Here is a 15,532-nt window from a genome sequence, read left to right as displayed (position 1 = left end):
AATTGCGTTATGATGCTAAAAAAGAATAACAACTTTATAACACGTTAGGATGCTTGCTCTCGAAATGACGGAACTTAATAAGCAGAACCAACAATCCCCAAAAGTATTAGTGATTTATGCTCACCCAGAGCCTGACAACTCAATCGCTAACCAAGTGATGATTAAAAAAATTGAGTCACTTAATCATGTGACGATCCACGACTTATACGCCCACTATCCTGATTTCTTCATTGATGTCGCTGCAGAGCATCAGCGCCTTCTTGACCATGATGTGATTGTTTTTCAGCACCCTCTTTATATGTACTCATGCCCATCTCTGCTTAAAGAGTGGTTTGATCGCGTGTTAAGTAAGGGGTTTGCCTTTGGTAGTGCAAGCGAACTAAAGGACAAGGTTTGGCGTAATGTGATCACCACGGGCGGTAAAGAAGTCGCTTTTGGAGATAAAGGTTATAACAAGTATCCGTTAGAACAAATTCTCCAACCCTTTGAGTTGATGGCGGCGCTTTGTCAGATGCAATGGGTTGAACCTTTAGTGTTGTATTGGTCTCGCAATGCTACGGATATGGATCGCTATCAACATGCTGAATGTTATCGTCAGTGGCTGCTATCACCGATGAAGGAGCTTTCTTCTACTAACGAACACGCTTCTATTACAGAACAATCTCCGTTAGAAAATGAATCTTCAACGACCCAGAAAGGGGAAAGCAATGGCGCTTGAATATGACTTTCTACAAAGCAGCGTCATCTTTCTAACTGCCGCTGTAGTTGCTGTCCCGTTAGCTCAACGAATCGGGTTAGGGTCAGTGTTAGGTTACTTGTTAGCAGGCGTGGCGATTGGTCCCTGGGGACTTGGATTGATCAGTGATGTTGAGGATATTCTACATTTTGCCGAGTTTGGTGTGGTCCTACTACTGTTTTTAATTGGCCTAGAGCTTAATCCTAAAAAACTGTGGCAAATGAGAGGCCCCATCTTAGGTTTAGGTGGTGCTCAGGTTTTGATTACTACCGTTATCATTTCTCTCATTGTCAGTGCTTTTGATTTAAGTTGGCAGACTAGCCTTGTTATCGGCATGGGATTAGCTCTCTCTTCCACGGCTATAGCCTTAAGAGTCATTGAAGAGCGAGGGCTTGCTGGCGGGGAAACTGGACAATCTGGTTTTGCCGTTTTGCTCTTTCAGGATGTAGCAGTTATCCCAATGTTAGCTATTTTACCGATACTCGCGGGAAACACCGCCGGGGATTGGCTTGATGCGATATGGATGCTAGGCGGAGTGACGGCACTGCTAGTCATTGGCCACTTCTTACTTAGACCTTTATTTCGATATGTTGTACTCAGCGGAGTAAGAGAGCTATTTACCATAGCGGCACTATTGCTGGTCATTGGTATTGCGTTAGTAATGAAGCAACTTGGTTTATCAATGGCGTTGGGAACCTTCCTCGCAGGCGTTCTCTTAGCGGAAAGCGAGTACCGTCATGAATTAGAGATTGCGATAGAACCATTTAAGGGATTGTTACTTGGATTGTTCTTTATATCTGTTGGTATGGCAGCGAACTTAGGTTTATTAGCTTTGGAGCCGATGAAAGTACTGCTGGCAGTCGCTGCATTAGTTTTTGTCAAAGGGTGGGTGCTTTATTTATTGGCTCGCTCTTTTGGTATTCGCGCGAAAGCACGTAGTAAAATGTCGGCTATTTTGAGCCAAGGTGGTGAGTTTGCCTTCGTTATTTTTACCGCGGCTACCGCTGAAGGTTTGCTATCACCAGAGCAGCTATCTTTTCTATTAGTCGTAGTGAGCTTATCAATGGTCACTACACCGGTTCTGCTTATGCTACAAGCTAAGTGGTTTGCCAAATATCTGAATCAACAAGAGTCGAGTACATTATCGTCAGACATTATTAATAAAGAGCCTCGAGTGATAATTGCAGGCTTTGGTCGTTTCGGTCAGGTTATTGGACGATTAATGTATGCGAATAAAATCAAAATCACGGTATTGGAAAGTGATGCCAGCCAAATAAAGCTGTTAAGAAAGTTTGGTTATAAAGTGTTTTATGGCGATGCTACTCAGCTTGATTTATTGCGTGCAGCGGGCGCAGATAAGGCTGAAGCAATTATCATTTGTACCGATACGCCTGATGAAATAATCAAAATCGTCGATCTATGTAAACAGCACTTTCCTAAGCTTAAGGTGTTGGCGCGTGCTCGTAGCCGCGTGGAAGCGTATCAATTGCTCAGTCATGGCGTTGATAACTACTCACGTGAAACCTTCTTAGGGGCGTTAGATTTAGGAAGACAAGCGTTGACGGAGTTAGGCATGCATCCGTACCAAGCAAAACGTGCCGAAGCTCACTTTAGAAAGTTGGATAACGCGATGCTAAAAGAGCTATTGCCGCAGCATAGCGAAGATAAGCAACTTGCGTTAAGAGCGAAAGAGGCTCGTAAAGAGTTAGAAGAGATCTTTGGGCGAGAAATGGATAACGATCGTCAATCTCATAATTATTGGGAAAAGTAAGACTGCTGGATTTAGCTAACCAGTGACCAAAGGAGTTTTTTATGAGTAATCAGGAACAGAGAGTGAAAAAACGATTTATTGCTGGGGCAAGCTGCCCAAAGTGTCAGGCACAAGATGCATTACGTTGGTGGATTGAAAACAATATTGAAATGGTTGAATGTGTTGAATGTCAGCATGTTGACCAGCGTAAACCTAAGTCTGTAGACACCAGTGAACATGCTTCACAAGAAATGATTGGAATTTTTAAGCCGGAATAATTGAGTTTCATTATTTGATCCCCATAATATATCCAACTGACTTGGGGTAAGACTCAAGAGAATAATTTTTGCTTGAGGATAGTCTCAAGCCCAAACTGCCTCGGAGCAAATATGAAAATTGAAAAGAACGTTGTCGTTAGCTTGGCATATGAAGTAAAAGTTGAAGGTGCAGTAGTAGACCAATCCACTGTTGATGCACCACTTGATTACCTTCACGGTCACAACAATCTAGTGACAGGCCTTGAGAGCAAGCTTGAAGGTAAAGTTGCTGGCGATAAGTTCTCTGCAACTATTTCTCCTGAAGACGGTTACGGTGAGCACAATGACGCACTAGTTCAACGCGTTCCTGCTGATGTATTCCAAGGTGTAGAAGAGATTGAAGTAGGTATGCGTTTCCTAGCGGATACTGACCAAGGTCCTATCCCTGTAGAAGTAACAGAAGTTGATGGCGATGAAGTTGTTGTTGATGGAAACCACATGCTTGCTGGTCAAACTCTAGTATTTGATGTTGAAGTTGTTGCTGTTCGTGAAGCGACGGCTGAAGAAGTTGAGCACGGCCATATCCATAAAGACGGTGGTAGCTGTGGTCACGACCATGATCACGAAGGTGGTTGTTGTGGTGGCGAAGGCCATGAAGAGAAAAAAGAAAAAGAAGGTTGCTGCGGTGGCGGTGGCTGTAGCTCTCACTAATTGAGCACAAATTTTTCTGAGTTAGTTCCCATGTAATCTTATTACATTGGATGCTTATTCTAAATAGAACGCTACTCATACATTGAGTAGCGTTTTTGTTTCTACGATTAGAAAATAGCGAGCACAAGTCACCTGTTTAGTAGCAATGAGGCTGTTGTATCTTTCTCCAGCAGCTCAATGACTTAGTTTGTGTTTGCATAGTTATGGTTAGAAAATGACTGCACGAAGTGTGATTCGGTGCTAGAATCCATTTTTAACTAGCTATTAGAATTGGAAAGATGGGAAATAACGTAGTCGTTCTTGGCACCCAATGGGGTGACGAAGGTAAAGGTAAAATTGTTGACCTTTTAACTGAAGATGCAAAATATGTGGTTCGCTATCAAGGTGGTCACAATGCAGGTCACACTCTAGTCATTGACGGTGAAAAAACCGTTCTTCACTTAATTCCATCAGGTATCCTTCGCGATAACATCAAATGTGTTATTGGTAACGGTGTTGTACTTTCTCCTGAAGCTCTGATTCAAGAAATGAAACCTCTAGAAGCACGTGGCATTCCAGTCCGCGAGCGTCTGTACGTTTCTGAAGCTTGTCCATTAATTCTTCCTTACCATATTGCTATCGACCAAGCGCGTGAAATCGCACGTGGTAAGAAAGCAATTGGTACAACAGGTCGTGGTATCGGTCCAGCATACGAAGATAAAGTTGCACGTCGCGGTCTGCGCGTTGGTGACCTTTTCGATATGGAAGCCTTTGCAGAAAAGCTAAAAGAAGTGATGGAATTCCATAACTTCCAACTAGAGCATTTCTACAAAGCTGAGACGATTAGCTACGATGAAGTTCTTGAGCAATGTAAAGGCTACGCAGACATGCTAACCGCTATGGTTATGGATGTAACTGACGAGCTAGACGCAGCACGTAAACGTGGCGACAAAGTTATGTTTGAAGGCGCTCAAGGTACTCTACTAGATATCGACCACGGTACTTACCCATACGTAACGTCTTCTAACACGACTGCTGGTGGTGTTGCTGCGGGTTCAGGTTTTGGTCCTCGTCATATCGGCTACATTTTGGGTATTACTAAAGCTTACTGTACTCGTGTAGGTTCAGGTCCGTTCCCAACAGAACTATACGATGGTCTAGATAAGCAAGACCCTGTAGGTAAACATCTAGGTGATGTTGGCCACGAGTTTGGCGCAACTACTGGTCGTCTACGTCGTACTGGTTGGTTTGATGCTGTCGCTATGCGTCGTGCAATTCAAATCAACTCTTTATCTGGTATGTGTCTAACGAAACTAGACGTACTAGATGGCCTAAAAGAACTAAAAATCTGTACTGGTTACAAGATGAAAGACGGTTCTATCTTGGAAGTTTCTCCAATGGCTGCTGAGTCATTTGAAGAAGCAACGCCAATGTACGAAACAATGCCAGGCTGGTCTGAAAATACTTTTGGTGCACAATCTCTAGACGCGCTTCCACAAGCGGCGCTAGATTACATCAAGCGTATCGAAGAACTAACAGGTGTACCGATTGATATCGTATCAACAGGTCCTGATCGTAATGAAACAATTGTGAAGGTTCACCCATTTAACGCTTAGTAATAAGTAAATGGTTGAAATATAAGCTTTTGTATTAACCGGCCTAAATGGTCGGTTTTTTTATGCCCTAATTGATGTTATTTTGCTCGCTCGGTGGCAATAAATTGCCGATCTCGGCAAGTTTTGCCTAAAGAGTTTATCTCTGTTGCCGATAAAGAAATCATGCCCATGCCCTTGATGTGAAATTTCACTATACTTAAGGGGCTATCGGAATTGATAAAGAGTGCAGATATGAAGCTACGAACGGTAGCAGCTTCGTTATTAGTGGTATTGAGTTCATCATTGAGTCATGCAAAAGTGGCAGAAGTGGGTGAACCTATTCCCATATATTCTGAAGCTGAGCTAATTAAACTGATAGAACAAAACAGACACCTAGAGCGTGTCAAAGCTGATAAGTGCCAGTTAGTGGAAGATATCGTGGCGCGTGCGACTCGTATTAGCCTGCCTTCTTATGAATTCCTTTATGGTGATATGTTGGCGTGGGGCGTTTGTGTCGAGCAAGACGTAGAGCTCGGCATCTATTATATGGAAAACGCTGCGCATCAAGGTTTACCTTCAGCACTAGAACAGTTAGGTAGTTACTACTCTCGTGGCACACTGGTACAGCAAGATAAAGAGAGAGCAATTCCTTATCTTCGCGAAGCAGCCGCAATGGGTAATCTAGATGCACGTATTCATCTAGCGGAACTACTATTGCGTGATTATGGTAGCCCGCTTGATTATGAAGACGCTTACCGATGGCTATATAACTCGGTAACCGCCGATCAACGAACACACCGCCGTATTTCGGTACTGCGGCAAAGTCTGGAAAATCGAATGCCAGACAATATTATTGCCAGAGCCAAACGGCGTGACACATTCTGGTAAAAATGAATTACTTCTGAAATGCCTAGCAATTGATTGCTAGGCTTTTTGTTTCTTTATCTTAAAAGCAATTCTGTAGCTTGGCTTGGGAGTCAGATATACTAAAGTTAATCCCTCCTTGCTTCAGTAGGCGAGTATATGTCAGAAAAAATCAATAACGATCCGTTTGCCGATCGTGAATCAAAGAACTATGAAAACCCAGTGCCAAGTCGAGAGTTTATTATTGAGTTCTTAAGAGAGGCCAACGTGCCTATGAACCGTAACGACTTGTTCGAAGCGCTAAAGTTGCAAGGGGAAGAGCAATACGAAGGGCTTCGCCGCCGTCTTCGTGCCATGGAGCGAGATGGTCAGCTTATCTTTACTCGCCGTCAATGTTACGCATTACCTGAAAAACTAGAACTTGTTAAAGGTTTAGTGATTGGTCATAAAGATGGTTTTGGTTGGGTGAGACCAGAAGGCAGCATCGGTAAAGACAACGATGTACTGCTACCACATCACCAGATGCGTCATATTATCCACGGCGATCTTGTTTTAGTTCAGCCAGCAGGCACAGACAAACGTGGCCGAAAAGAAGGTCGTTTGGTTCGAGTATTAGAAGAGCGTAAAACACCTTTAGTCGGTCGATTCTTTCTAGAGTACGGTCACTCGTTTGTTGTGACTGATGACTCGCGTATTACCCAAGATATTCTTATCCCGAACGAGCACAAAGGTGGCGCTCGAATGGGTAACGTCGTGGTGATTGAACTGACAGATCGTGGCACACGTAGCCGCGGCATGATGGGTAAAGTAACGGAAGTACTTGGCGAAAGTATGGCACCTGGTATGGAAACGCAAATAGCGATTCGTACTCATCAAATTCCAAATGTATGGCCTGACGCAGTTGATAAACAGATCGCTAACTTAGGCGAGCACGTTCCTGAAGAAGCGAAGCAAGATCGTGTCGATCTTCGCGATCTGCCATTAGTCACCATTGATGGTGAAGACGCTCGCGACTTTGATGACGCTGTTTATTGTGAAGCGAAGAAAGGCGGAGGCTGGCGTCTCTGGGTAGCTATTGCTGATGTAAGTTATTACGTTCGCACAGATACGGCTTTAGACAAGGAAGCCATTAACCGTGGTAACTCAGTTTACTTCCCATCTCAAGTTGTCCCTATGCTTCCGGAAGTGCTATCGAACGGTCTGTGTTCGTTGAATCCACAAGTAGATCGCCTGTGTATGGTTTGTGAAATGACCATCTCAGCGAGTGGTAAGCTGTCGGGTTACAAGCATTATGAAGCGGTGATGAACTCTCATGCTCGTCTTACCTATAACAAGGTAGGTTCAATTCTTGATGGCGCTGAAGAGCTGCGCCAACGTTATGAGAAAGAAGTTCCTCATTTAGAAGAGCTTCATAAAATGTATAAAATTCTTAAGCAAACGCGTGATAAGCGTGGCGCGATAGAATTTGAAACAGTTGAAACCAAATTTGTTTTCAATGCGGACCGTAAAATTGACCGTATTGAACCAGTAATTCGTAACGACGCACATAAGATCATCGAAGAGTGTATGATTTTAGCCAATATTGCTTCCGCCTCTCTGGTTGAGAAAGCGAAAGAAGCGGCTTTGTACCGTATTCATGAAACTCCAGGAGAAGAGCGACTAACTGGATTTAAGAGCTTTTTAAGTGAGCTTGGCTTAACGCTAGGTGGCGGATTACAACCATCGCCAACCGACTACGCAGAATTAATGCATCAAATCGGTGAGCGTGAAGATAAAGAGCTGATTCAAACCATGTTGCTGCGCTCAATGAAGCAGGCCGTTTACAATGCGGATAACTGTGGGCACTTTGGTCTAGCGCTCAAGCGTTATGCGCACTTTACCTCGCCGATACGTCGTTACCCAGATCTACTGCTGCACCGTGCAATCAAATACCTGATCGCAAAAGGCGAAGGGCGTAACACCGATCGCTGGACACCAACGGGTGGTTACCACTACTCATTTGATGACATGGACTTTTACGGCGAGCAATGTTCAATGACAGAGCGTCGTGCTGATGATGCCACTCGTGAAGTGAATGATTGGCTGAAATGTGAATACATGCAGGATCATGTTGGCGAAGAGATGGATGGTGTGATTGCTAATGTCACTGGCTTCGGTTTCTTTGTTCGCTTAACTGAGCTCCATATTGATGGTCTAGTACATATCTCTTCACTCGCGAATGACTATTACCAATTTGATGCAATGGGGCAACGCCTTGTTGGTGAAAGTGGTGGCATGATTTATCGCTTAGGCGATTCAGTAAAAGTGACAGTTAAAGCCGTCAATTTAGACAGCCGCCAAATTGACTTTGAACTGGTTGGAACTGAACGTAAAGTTCGTGGTAAAGGTAAGACAACCAAAAAGCGTGCAGCTGAAGCTCAAGAGAAAGCGAAGAATAAGCGTCGCAGCTCTAGTAAAGGTAGAAAGCCGGGTGCTAAAGCTCAAGCGATGGTCGAGCCAACCAAACGCCCTGATGGTAGTAATGAAGATACCTCGAACAAGGGCGGCAAGAAAAAGAGCAAGGCTACAGGCCGTAAGAAGAAATCTCGCGCAGGCACAGATAAACCCCGCGCTAAAAAGTAAGTACTGGATTATATAATGAGTAACGAATTTATTTACGGCATTCACGCGGTTAAAGCGGTGCTAGAGAAAGACCCAGCAAGATTAATTGAAGCGTATGTATTAAAAGGACGCCAAGACGATCGTATGTTGCCACTACTGAATGAGCTGAACGTTTGTGGCGTTTCTATTCAGCAGATGGGTCGTAAAGCATTAGATGACAAAGCTCAAGGTGCGAATCACCAGGGGCTGATTGCGAAAGTTAAAGCAGCTAAGCAACTTAATGAACAAGATCTTGATGCGATTTTAGCGCAACATGAACAACCGCTACTGTTGGTTCTTGATGGTGTGACTGATCCGCATAACCTTGGCGCATGTTTACGTAATGCTGATGCGGCTGGCGCGGCAGCGGTGATTGTCCCTAAGGACAGATCTGCTCCGTTAAGTGCAACAGTAAGTAAAGTTGCTTGTGGCGCTGCTGAAACGGTTCCACTAGTGCGAGTAACTAATCTAGCGCGTACAATGCGAGCACTGCAAGAGCAGGGCATTTGGTTTGTTGGCACCGCGGGCGAAGCAACTCATGATATTTATCAAGCTAAGCTGGCTGGCCCACTTGCCATTGTTATGGGAGCGGAAGGGGATGGCATGCGTCGTCTAACCCGTGAAACTTGTGATGATCTGATCAAAATCCCAATGGCCGGTAGCGTATCAAGTCTGAACGTATCGGTCGCTTCGGGCATTTGCTTGTTTGAAGCGGTTCGTCAGCGCTTAGCTTAATTTGTAAAGATAAGATGAAAAGAGGCCACGTAACCCTCTTTTCATCTTCTTACCATCCTCGTTTATCCTCTACGCCTCTTTGTTGTTGCCCCCTTTCGATTAATATTCAAACACCCCTTGCAAGTGAAACTGTGATCTGTATAATGCACCGCACTGGTTAAGCCAGTTGTGAACCAATGAGCGTCGAGGAGCTAACTTTTCGTTAGATTAGTTAGGTAATGTAGACTCAGCTTATGTTCGCAGTTAATACAATTAACTATCTATTTTTAAAGAATAACTGTACCAAAGGTGACTTTGTCTACGGGGCTAGTTAATCGAAAATTAACTGACAATGCGTCCTAATCTTGGATGCTACGGTTTCACATAAATCAATCGGCATTCTCTCGTCTTAACGAGCTTGAGTGGCGATATTGTTTGTGTAATATTTAATTATTGGAGCTCTGTCTCATGCAGAACCAACGTATCCGAATCCGCCTTAAAGCATTTGATTACAAGTTAATCGATGCTTCTACTGCGGAAATCGTAGAAACAGCAAAGCGTACCGGCGCACAGGTTCGTGGTCCTATTCCACTACCTACTCGTAAAGAGCGTTTCACTGTTCTTGTCTCTCCACACGTCAACAAAGATGCACGTGACCAGTACGAAATTCGTACTCACAAGCGTTTGATCGACATCGTTGAGCCAACAGATAAAACTGTTGATGCTCTAATGCGTTTAGATCTTGCTGCAGGCGTTGATGTACAAATCAGCCTAGGTTAAGGGAGATTAGAATAATGATTGGTCTAGTCGGACGTAAAGTGGGTATGACCCGCGTATTTACCGAAGAAGGCGTTTCTATCCCAGTAACTGTTGTTGAAGTTGAAGCTAACCGTGTTTCTCAAGTACGTACTATTGAGAACGACGGCTACGCAGCAATCCAAGTAACAGCTGGAACTAAGAAAGCTAACCGCGTATCTAAGCCAGAAGCTGGTCACTTTGCGAAAGCAGGTGTTGAAGCTGGTCGTGGTCTTTGGGAATTCCGTTTAGAAAACGGAGAAGAGTTTGAAGTTGGCGCTGAGCTAAACGTAGAACTATTCAATGAAATTAAGAAAGTAGACGTTACTGGTACTTCTAAAGGTAAAGGCTTCCAAGGCGCTATCAAGCGTTGGAATTTCTCTACTCAAGATATGACTCACGGTAACTCTTTGTCTCACCGTGCACCGGGTTCAATTGGCCAATGTCAAACTCCAGGTCGCGTATTCAAAGGCAAAAAAATGGCAGGTCACATGGGTGCTGAGCGTGTAACGACTCAAAACCTAGAGATCGTACGTGTTGACGCTGAGCGCAATCTTCTCCTTATTAAAGGTGCGGTTCCGGGCTCAACAGGTGGCAACGTGATCGTAAAACCAGCTATTAAAGCATAACGTCTAGGAGTAAGTAATGGAATTGATGGTTAAAGGTGCTGATGCACTAACTGTTTCCGAAACTACTTTCGGACGTGAGTTCAACGAAGCCCTTGTTCACCAAGTAGTTGTTGCATTTGCAGCAGGTGCTCGTCAAGGTACTCGTGCTCAAAAGACGCGTTCAGAAGTTTCTGGCGGTGGTGCTAAGCCATGGCGTCAAAAAGGTACTGGCCGTGCGCGTGCTGGTACAATTCGTAGCCCAATCTGGCGTACAGGTGGTGTTACTTTTGCTGCGAAACCACAAGATCACAGCCAAAAAGTAAACAAAAAAATGTACCGCGGTGCTATGAAAAGCATTCTTTCTGAGCTTGTTCGTCAAGAGCGTTTAATCGTTGTTGATAACTTCTCAGTAGAAGCACCAAAGACAAAAGAACTAGTAGCTAAACTTAATGAACTTGAGTTAAGTGATGTTCTTATTGTGACTGCCGAAGTAGATGAGAATCTATTCTTAGCTGCTCGTAACCTATATAAAGTTGATGCGCGTGACGTAGCTGGTATTGATCCAGCAAGCCTAATCGCTTTCGACAAGGTTCTAATAACTGCTGAAGCAGTTAAGCAAGTTGAGGAGCTTCTAGCATGATCACTGAAGAGCGTCTACTAAAAGTTCTACGTGCTCCACATATCTCTGAAAAAGCAACTATGGCTGCTGAGAAAGCGAACACTATCGTTTTCAAAGTATCTATCGATGCAACTAAGAAAGAGATCAAAGCAGCTGTAGAGAAGCTATTTGAAGTTGAAGTTAAGTCTGTAAATACTCTTATTACTAAGGGTAAGACCAAACGTCAAGGACTACGCCAAGGTCGCCGCAGCGACGTTAAGAAAGCGTACGTAACCTTGAACGAAGGTCAAGATCTTGACTTCGTTGGCGGTGCTGAGTAACAGGAGTAGTTAAAAATGGCTATTGTTAAATGTAAGCCGACTTCCCCTGGTCGTCGTCACGTTGTTAAAGTTGTTAACGCTGACCTACACAAGGGTAAGCCATACGCACCACTTCTAGAGAAAAACTCTAAGAATGGTGGTCGTAATAACAACGGTCGTATTACAGTACGTCACATCGGTGGTGGTCATAAACACCATTACCGTGTAGTTGACTTCAAACGTACTAAAGACGGTATTCCAGCGAAAGTTGAGCGTCTAGAATACGATCCAAACCGTAGCGCTAACATCGCTCTAGTTCTGTACGCAGACGGTGAGCGTCGTTACATTATCGCACCTAAAGGTGTTAACGCAGGTGACCAGATTCAATCTGGTGCTGATGCGCCAATCAAAGCAGGTAACACTCTGCCGATGCGCAACATTCCAGTAGGTTCTACTGTACACTGTGTTGAACTTAAGCCTGGTAAAGGTGCACAGCTAGCTCGTTCGGCTGGTGCTTATGCTCAAATCGTCGCTCGCGACGGTGCATACGTAACTATCCGTCTACGTTCTGGCGAAATGCGCAAAGTACTTTCTGAAGGCCGTGCAACGGTCGGTGAAGTTGGTAACTCTGAGCATATGCTACGTGAATTAGGTAAAGCTGGTGCTAGTCGCTGGCGTGGTGTTCGTCCAACCGTTCGCGGTGTGGTAATGAACCCGGTTGATCACCCACACGGTGGTGGTGAAGGTCGCACATCTGGCGGTCGTCACCCAGTTTCACCATGGGGCCAACCTACCAAAGGCTTCAAGACTCGTAAAAACAAACGCACCGACAAGTACATTGTACGTCGTCGCACTAAATAATCTATAAAGAGGAATCGCCATGCCACGTTCTCTCAAGAAAGGTCCTTTTATTGACCTACACTTGCTGAAGAAGGTAGAGAAAGCGGTGGAAAGCGGAGACAAAAAGCCTATTAAGACTTGGTCCCGTCGCTCAATGATCATCCCAACAATGATTGGTTTGACCATCGCTGTCCATAATGGTCGTCAGCACGTACCAGTATTTGTTACCGAAGAAATGATCGGTCACAAACTGGGCGAATTCGCACCAACACGTACTTATCGCGGCCACGCTGCAGATAAGAAAGCTAAGAAGCGTTAGGAGTAGATGATGGAAGCACTAGCTAAACATAACTTTGCTCGCATTTCGCCTCAGAAAGCTCGCTTAGTTGCAGACCAAATTCGCGGTAAATCTGTTGATCAGGCTCTAGAAATCTTAACGTTCAGCAACAAAAAAGCTGCTGAACTAATTAAGAAAGTTCTTGAATCAGCAATCGCTAACGCGGAACACAACGAAGGTGCAGATATCGACGATCTAAATGTCGCTAAAATCTTCGTAGACGAAGGCCCTATCATGAAGCGTATTATGCCTCGTGCTAAAGGTCGTGCGGATCGTATCTTGAAGCGTTCAAGCCACATCAGTATTGTTGTAGCTGATCGCTAGACTAGGAGAGTAAGCAATGGGTCAGAAAGTACATCCTAATGGCATTCGTCTTGGCATTGTAAAGCCTTGGAATGCTACATGGTTTGCTAATACCAAAGATTTCGCTGACAACCTAGACGGCGACTTCAAGGTACGTCAGTTCTTAACTAAAGAACTGAAAAAAGCATCTCTATCACGTATCGTTATCGAGCGTCCTGCTAAGAGTATTCGTGTGACTATTCACACTGCTCGTCCAGGCGTAGTAATCGGTAAGAAAGGTGAAGACGTAGAAAAACTACGCGCAGCTGTAGCTAAAATCGCAGGTGTACCAGCGCAAATTAACATCGCTGAAGTACGTAAGCCTGAGCTTGATGCTCAACTTGTGGGTGATAGCATCGCGTCTCAACTAGAGCGTCGCGTAATGTTCCGTCGTGCTATGAAGCGCGCGGTACAGAATGCTATGCGTCTAGGCGCTAAAGGCATCAAAGTGCAAGTAAGCGGTCGTCTTGGCGGCGCTGAAATCGCACGTGCTGAGTGGTACCGTGAAGGCCGTGTGCCTCTACACACTCTACGTGCAGACATTGATTATGCAACTTCTTCGGCTCACACCCAATACGGTGTGATCGGCATTAAAACTTGGATCTTCAAAGGTGAGATTCTAGGTGGTATGCCAGCAGCTAACGCTGTTGAGCCAAAAGGCGACAAGCCTAAGAAGCAGCGTAAAGGCCGTAAGTAAGGAGTCGACAGATGCTACAACCTAAACGTACTAAGTTCCGCAAGGTTATGACTGGTCGCAACCGTGGTCTAGCTAAAGGCACAGATGTAAGCTTCGGCACATTTGGTCTTAAAGCTGTTGGCCGTGGTCGTTTGACTGCTCGTCAAATTGAAGCGGCACGTCGTGCAATGACGCGTCACGTTAAGCGTCAAGGTAAAATCTGGATCCGTGTGTTCCCAGACAAGCCTATCACTGAAAAACCACTTGAAGTTCGTCAGGGTAAAGGTAAAGGTTCAGTTGCGTACTGGGTTGCCCAAATCCAACCTGGAAAGGTTATGTACGAAATGGACGGTGTACCTGAAGAATTGGCTCGTGAAGCGTTCCGTCTTGCGGCTCGCAAACTGCCGTTCAAAACTACATTTGTAACTAAGCAGGTGATGTGATGAAAGCACAAGATCTACGCGAGAAAAACGTTGAAGAGCTTAATGCTGAGCTATTAGAATTGCTACGTGAACAGTTTAACTTGCGCATGCAAGCTGCAACTGGTCAACTACAGCAAACTCATACTCTTAAAGCTGTACGCCGTGACATCGCACGTGTGAAAACTGTTTTGACTGAAAAGGCAGGCGCATAATGAGCGAACAGAAACGTACCCAGCAAGGTCGTGTTATTAGTGACAAGATGGACAAGTCTATCGTTGTTGCTATCGAACGCACAGTGAAACACCCGATTTACGGTAAGTACACTAAGCGCACGACTAAAGTACACGCACACGACGAGAACAACACTTGTGGCCTAGGCGACAAAGTTGAGATCGCTGAGTGTCGTCCTCTGTCTAAGACTAAGTCTTGGACATTGGTATCAATCTTAGAAAAAGCGAAAGGTTAATTTCAATTTTTCTTTGATTATCAAGCGGCTCCAGACTATTTTTGGGGCCGCTTGTTTTTTGTCTATCCAATCGAAAGAAAGGGTGGTACAATTCGCGTCCCTCATATAGGGGGAGCCCGACCCGAGAGGGTCTAGTATTAATATTTAGCGGAGCACTAACATGATCCAAATGCAAAGTACACTCGAGGCTGCGGATAACTCCGGCGCTCGTAGAGTAATGTGTATTAAGGTCCTGGGTGGTTCACATCGCCGTTATGCACATATCGGAGACGTCATTAAAGTTACTGTTAAGGAAGCAATTCCTCGCGGTAAAGTTAAGAAAGGTGACGTTCTGAAAGCGGTGGTCGTGCGCACTCGTAAAGGCGTTCGTCGTCCAGACGGTTCTGTCATTCGCTTCGACCGAAATGCTTGCGTACTGTTGAATGACACTACTGAGCAACCAGTCGGCACACGTATCTTTGGTCCTGTGACTCGTGAACTTCGTAATGCGAAATTCATGAAAATTGTGTCACTTGCACCAGAAGTTCTGTAAGGAGCGGCAACATGGCAGCTAAAATCCGTCGTAATGACGAAGTAATCGTTCTTGCTGGTAAAGATAAAGGCAAGAAAGGTAAAGTAACTAAGGTTCTGGTTACTGGTAAACTAATCGTTGAAGGTATCAACCTTGTTAAAAAACACCAAAAGCCTGTACCGGCTCTAGGTCAACAAGGTGGCATCGTTGAACAAGAAGCAGCTATTGATGCTTCTAACGTTGCAGTCTTTAACACGGCTACTGGTAAAGCAGACCGTATCGGTTTCCGCATTGAAGATGGTAAGAAAGTTCGTTTCTTTAAGTCTAACGGCGAAATCGTTTCTAACTAATTAGAATGTAATTTGGAGTTC

Annotated in this window: 21 protein-coding genes; all 21 read left to right on the top strand. The window is 44.7% G+C overall.

What is annotated here, in order from left to right; translation table 11 throughout:
• Positions 1-64 precede the first annotated feature (64 nt).
• The 21 genes from kefG (at position 65) to rplX (ending at position 15,511) form a co-directional block, all read left to right on the top strand.
• A complete protein-coding gene (gene kefG / locus L4C54_RS17470; RefSeq protein ID WP_428802670.1) occupies positions 65-718 on the top strand; it encodes a glutathione-regulated potassium-efflux system ancillary protein KefG in 654 nt (217 codons plus the stop codon).
• The gene (gene kefB, locus L4C54_RS17465; protein WP_428809150.1) at positions 708-2,507 is read left to right on the top strand and encodes a glutathione-regulated potassium-efflux system protein KefB; all 1,800 of its coding nucleotides are present in this window, start codon (positions 708-710) and stop codon (positions 2,505-2,507) included. Before kefG ends, kefB begins: the two co-directional genes overlap by 11 nt.
• Before the next feature lie 41 nt (positions 2,508-2,548).
• Positions 2,549-2,764, top strand: a complete 216-nt coding sequence (locus tag L4C54_RS17460) for a YheV family putative zinc ribbon protein (protein WP_428809149.1) — start codon at positions 2,549-2,551, stop codon at positions 2,762-2,764.
• Between the two features lie 111 nt (positions 2,765-2,875).
• Complete coding sequence (gene slyD, locus L4C54_RS17455) at positions 2,876-3,454, top strand: peptidylprolyl isomerase (RefSeq protein ID WP_428802667.1); 579 nt, start codon at positions 2,876-2,878, stop codon at positions 3,452-3,454.
• A gap of 278 nt (positions 3,455-3,732) precedes the next feature.
• Positions 3,733-5,049, top strand: coding sequence for an adenylosuccinate synthase (locus tag L4C54_RS17450; protein WP_428802666.1), 1,317 nt, complete (start codon positions 3,733-3,735; stop codon positions 5,047-5,049).
• A 231-nt stretch (positions 5,050-5,280) separates the two neighbouring features.
• Entirely contained in the window at positions 5,281-5,916 is a 636-nt protein-coding gene (gene motX, locus L4C54_RS17445; RefSeq protein ID WP_428809148.1) for a flagellar protein MotX, read from the top strand.
• Between the two features lie 135 nt (positions 5,917-6,051).
• Entirely contained in the window at positions 6,052-8,514 is a 2,463-nt protein-coding gene (gene rnr, locus L4C54_RS17440) for a ribonuclease R (protein ID WP_428809147.1), read from the top strand.
• 15 nt (positions 8,515-8,529) lie between these two features.
• Positions 8,530-9,267 carry a 23S rRNA (guanosine(2251)-2'-O)-methyltransferase RlmB gene (rlmB, locus tag L4C54_RS17435; protein WP_428802663.1) on the top strand — a complete coding sequence of 246 codons (738 nt, stop codon included), beginning with the start codon at positions 8,530-8,532 and terminating at the stop codon, positions 9,265-9,267.
• Positions 9,268-9,714: 447 nt separating this feature from the next.
• On the top strand, positions 9,715-10,026 hold the full coding sequence (gene rpsJ / locus L4C54_RS17430; RefSeq protein ID WP_102406620.1) for a 30S ribosomal protein S10: 312 nt from the start codon (positions 9,715-9,717) through the stop codon (positions 10,024-10,026).
• A 14-nt stretch (positions 10,027-10,040) separates the two neighbouring features.
• The gene (gene rplC, locus L4C54_RS17425) at positions 10,041-10,670 is read left to right on the top strand and encodes a 50S ribosomal protein L3 (RefSeq protein ID WP_017036083.1); all 630 of its coding nucleotides are present in this window, start codon (positions 10,041-10,043) and stop codon (positions 10,668-10,670) included.
• A gap of 16 nt (positions 10,671-10,686) precedes the next feature.
• Positions 10,687-11,289: a 50S ribosomal protein L4 gene (gene rplD, locus L4C54_RS17420; protein WP_017036082.1), complete on the top strand. Its 603-nt coding sequence runs from the start codon at positions 10,687-10,689 to the stop codon at positions 11,287-11,289.
• Complete coding sequence (rplW, locus tag L4C54_RS17415; protein WP_017036081.1) at positions 11,286-11,588, top strand: 50S ribosomal protein L23; 303 nt, start codon at positions 11,286-11,288, stop codon at positions 11,586-11,588. The genes rplD and rplW overlap by 4 nt, the downstream gene beginning before the upstream one ends.
• A gap of 15 nt (positions 11,589-11,603) precedes the next feature.
• Entirely contained in the window at positions 11,604-12,428 is an 825-nt protein-coding gene (rplB, locus tag L4C54_RS17410; RefSeq protein WP_428802662.1) for a 50S ribosomal protein L2, read from the top strand.
• 19 nt (positions 12,429-12,447) lie between these two features.
• The gene (rpsS, locus tag L4C54_RS17405) at positions 12,448-12,726 is read left to right on the top strand and encodes a 30S ribosomal protein S19 (protein WP_005435078.1); all 279 of its coding nucleotides are present in this window, start codon (positions 12,448-12,450) and stop codon (positions 12,724-12,726) included.
• 9 nt (positions 12,727-12,735) lie between these two features.
• Positions 12,736-13,068, top strand: a complete 333-nt coding sequence (rplV, locus tag L4C54_RS17400) for a 50S ribosomal protein L22 (RefSeq protein ID WP_290324412.1) — start codon at positions 12,736-12,738, stop codon at positions 13,066-13,068.
• Positions 13,069-13,084: 16 nt separating this feature from the next.
• Positions 13,085-13,783: a 30S ribosomal protein S3 gene (gene rpsC / locus L4C54_RS17395; RefSeq protein WP_428802661.1), complete on the top strand. Its 699-nt coding sequence runs from the start codon at positions 13,085-13,087 to the stop codon at positions 13,781-13,783.
• 11 nt (positions 13,784-13,794) lie between these two features.
• Positions 13,795-14,205, top strand: a complete 411-nt coding sequence (gene rplP / locus L4C54_RS17390) for a 50S ribosomal protein L16 (protein ID WP_248008229.1) — start codon at positions 13,795-13,797, stop codon at positions 14,203-14,205.
• On the top strand, positions 14,205-14,396 hold the full coding sequence (rpmC, locus tag L4C54_RS17385) for a 50S ribosomal protein L29 (protein WP_017036076.1): 192 nt from the start codon (positions 14,205-14,207) through the stop codon (positions 14,394-14,396). The genes rplP and rpmC overlap by 1 nt, the downstream gene beginning before the upstream one ends.
• Positions 14,396-14,650, top strand: coding sequence for a 30S ribosomal protein S17 (gene rpsQ / locus L4C54_RS17380; RefSeq protein ID WP_428802660.1), 255 nt, complete (start codon positions 14,396-14,398; stop codon positions 14,648-14,650). The genes rpmC and rpsQ overlap by 1 nt, the downstream gene beginning before the upstream one ends.
• A 160-nt stretch (positions 14,651-14,810) precedes the next feature.
• Entirely contained in the window at positions 14,811-15,182 is a 372-nt protein-coding gene (gene rplN, locus L4C54_RS17375) for a 50S ribosomal protein L14 (RefSeq protein WP_248008227.1), read from the top strand.
• An 11-nt stretch (positions 15,183-15,193) separates the two neighbouring features.
• Positions 15,194-15,511 (top strand): 50S ribosomal protein L24, encoded by a 318-nt coding sequence (rplX, locus tag L4C54_RS17370; protein ID WP_428802659.1) that lies wholly within the window; start codon positions 15,194-15,196, stop codon positions 15,509-15,511.
• Positions 15,512-15,532: the final 21 nt, after the last annotated feature.

Origin of the sequence: Vibrio lamellibrachiae (genome assembly GCF_050337265.1) — a bacterium.
Classification (GTDB): Bacteria; Pseudomonadota; Gammaproteobacteria; order Enterobacterales; family Vibrionaceae; genus Vibrio; species Vibrio kyushuensis.
Note: the sequence above shows the minus strand (reverse complement) of the source record. Positions and strands in the feature narration are given on the sequence as shown.

Coding starts and splice junctions, on each gene's coding strand:
- kefG (WP_428802670.1), top strand. CDS start 65: ATGACGGAACTTAATAAGCAGAACCAACAATCCCCAAAAGTATTAGTG.
- rpsJ (WP_102406620.1), top strand. CDS start 9,715: ATGCAGAACCAACGTATCCGAATCCGCCTTAAAGCATTTGATTACAAG.
- motX (WP_428809148.1), top strand. CDS start 5,281: ATGAAGCTACGAACGGTAGCAGCTTCGTTATTAGTGGTATTGAGTTCA.
- rplD (WP_017036082.1), top strand. CDS start 10,687: ATGGAATTGATGGTTAAAGGTGCTGATGCACTAACTGTTTCCGAAACT.
- rplV (WP_290324412.1), top strand. CDS start 12,736: ATGGAAGCACTAGCTAAACATAACTTTGCTCGCATTTCGCCTCAGAAA.
- L4C54_RS17460 (WP_428809149.1), top strand. CDS start 2,549: ATGAGTAATCAGGAACAGAGAGTGAAAAAACGATTTATTGCTGGGGCA.
- rlmB (WP_428802663.1), top strand. CDS start 8,530: ATGAGTAACGAATTTATTTACGGCATTCACGCGGTTAAAGCGGTGCTA.
- rplX (WP_428802659.1), top strand. CDS start 15,194: ATGGCAGCTAAAATCCGTCGTAATGACGAAGTAATCGTTCTTGCTGGT.
- rpsQ (WP_428802660.1), top strand. CDS start 14,396: ATGAGCGAACAGAAACGTACCCAGCAAGGTCGTGTTATTAGTGACAAG.
- rpsS (WP_005435078.1), top strand. CDS start 12,448: ATGCCACGTTCTCTCAAGAAAGGTCCTTTTATTGACCTACACTTGCTG.
- rplW (WP_017036081.1), top strand. CDS start 11,286: ATGATCACTGAAGAGCGTCTACTAAAAGTTCTACGTGCTCCACATATC.
- rpsC (WP_428802661.1), top strand. CDS start 13,085: ATGGGTCAGAAAGTACATCCTAATGGCATTCGTCTTGGCATTGTAAAG.
- rplN (WP_248008227.1), top strand. CDS start 14,811: ATGATCCAAATGCAAAGTACACTCGAGGCTGCGGATAACTCCGGCGCT.
- slyD (WP_428802667.1), top strand. CDS start 2,876: ATGAAAATTGAAAAGAACGTTGTCGTTAGCTTGGCATATGAAGTAAAA.
- kefB (WP_428809150.1), top strand. CDS start 708: ATGGCGCTTGAATATGACTTTCTACAAAGCAGCGTCATCTTTCTAACT.
- rnr (WP_428809147.1), top strand. CDS start 6,052: ATGTCAGAAAAAATCAATAACGATCCGTTTGCCGATCGTGAATCAAAG.
- L4C54_RS17450 (WP_428802666.1), top strand. CDS start 3,733: ATGGGAAATAACGTAGTCGTTCTTGGCACCCAATGGGGTGACGAAGGT.
- rplC (WP_017036083.1), top strand. CDS start 10,041: ATGATTGGTCTAGTCGGACGTAAAGTGGGTATGACCCGCGTATTTACC.
- rpmC (WP_017036076.1), top strand. CDS start 14,205: ATGAAAGCACAAGATCTACGCGAGAAAAACGTTGAAGAGCTTAATGCT.
- rplP (WP_248008229.1), top strand. CDS start 13,795: ATGCTACAACCTAAACGTACTAAGTTCCGCAAGGTTATGACTGGTCGC.
- rplB (WP_428802662.1), top strand. CDS start 11,604: ATGGCTATTGTTAAATGTAAGCCGACTTCCCCTGGTCGTCGTCACGTT.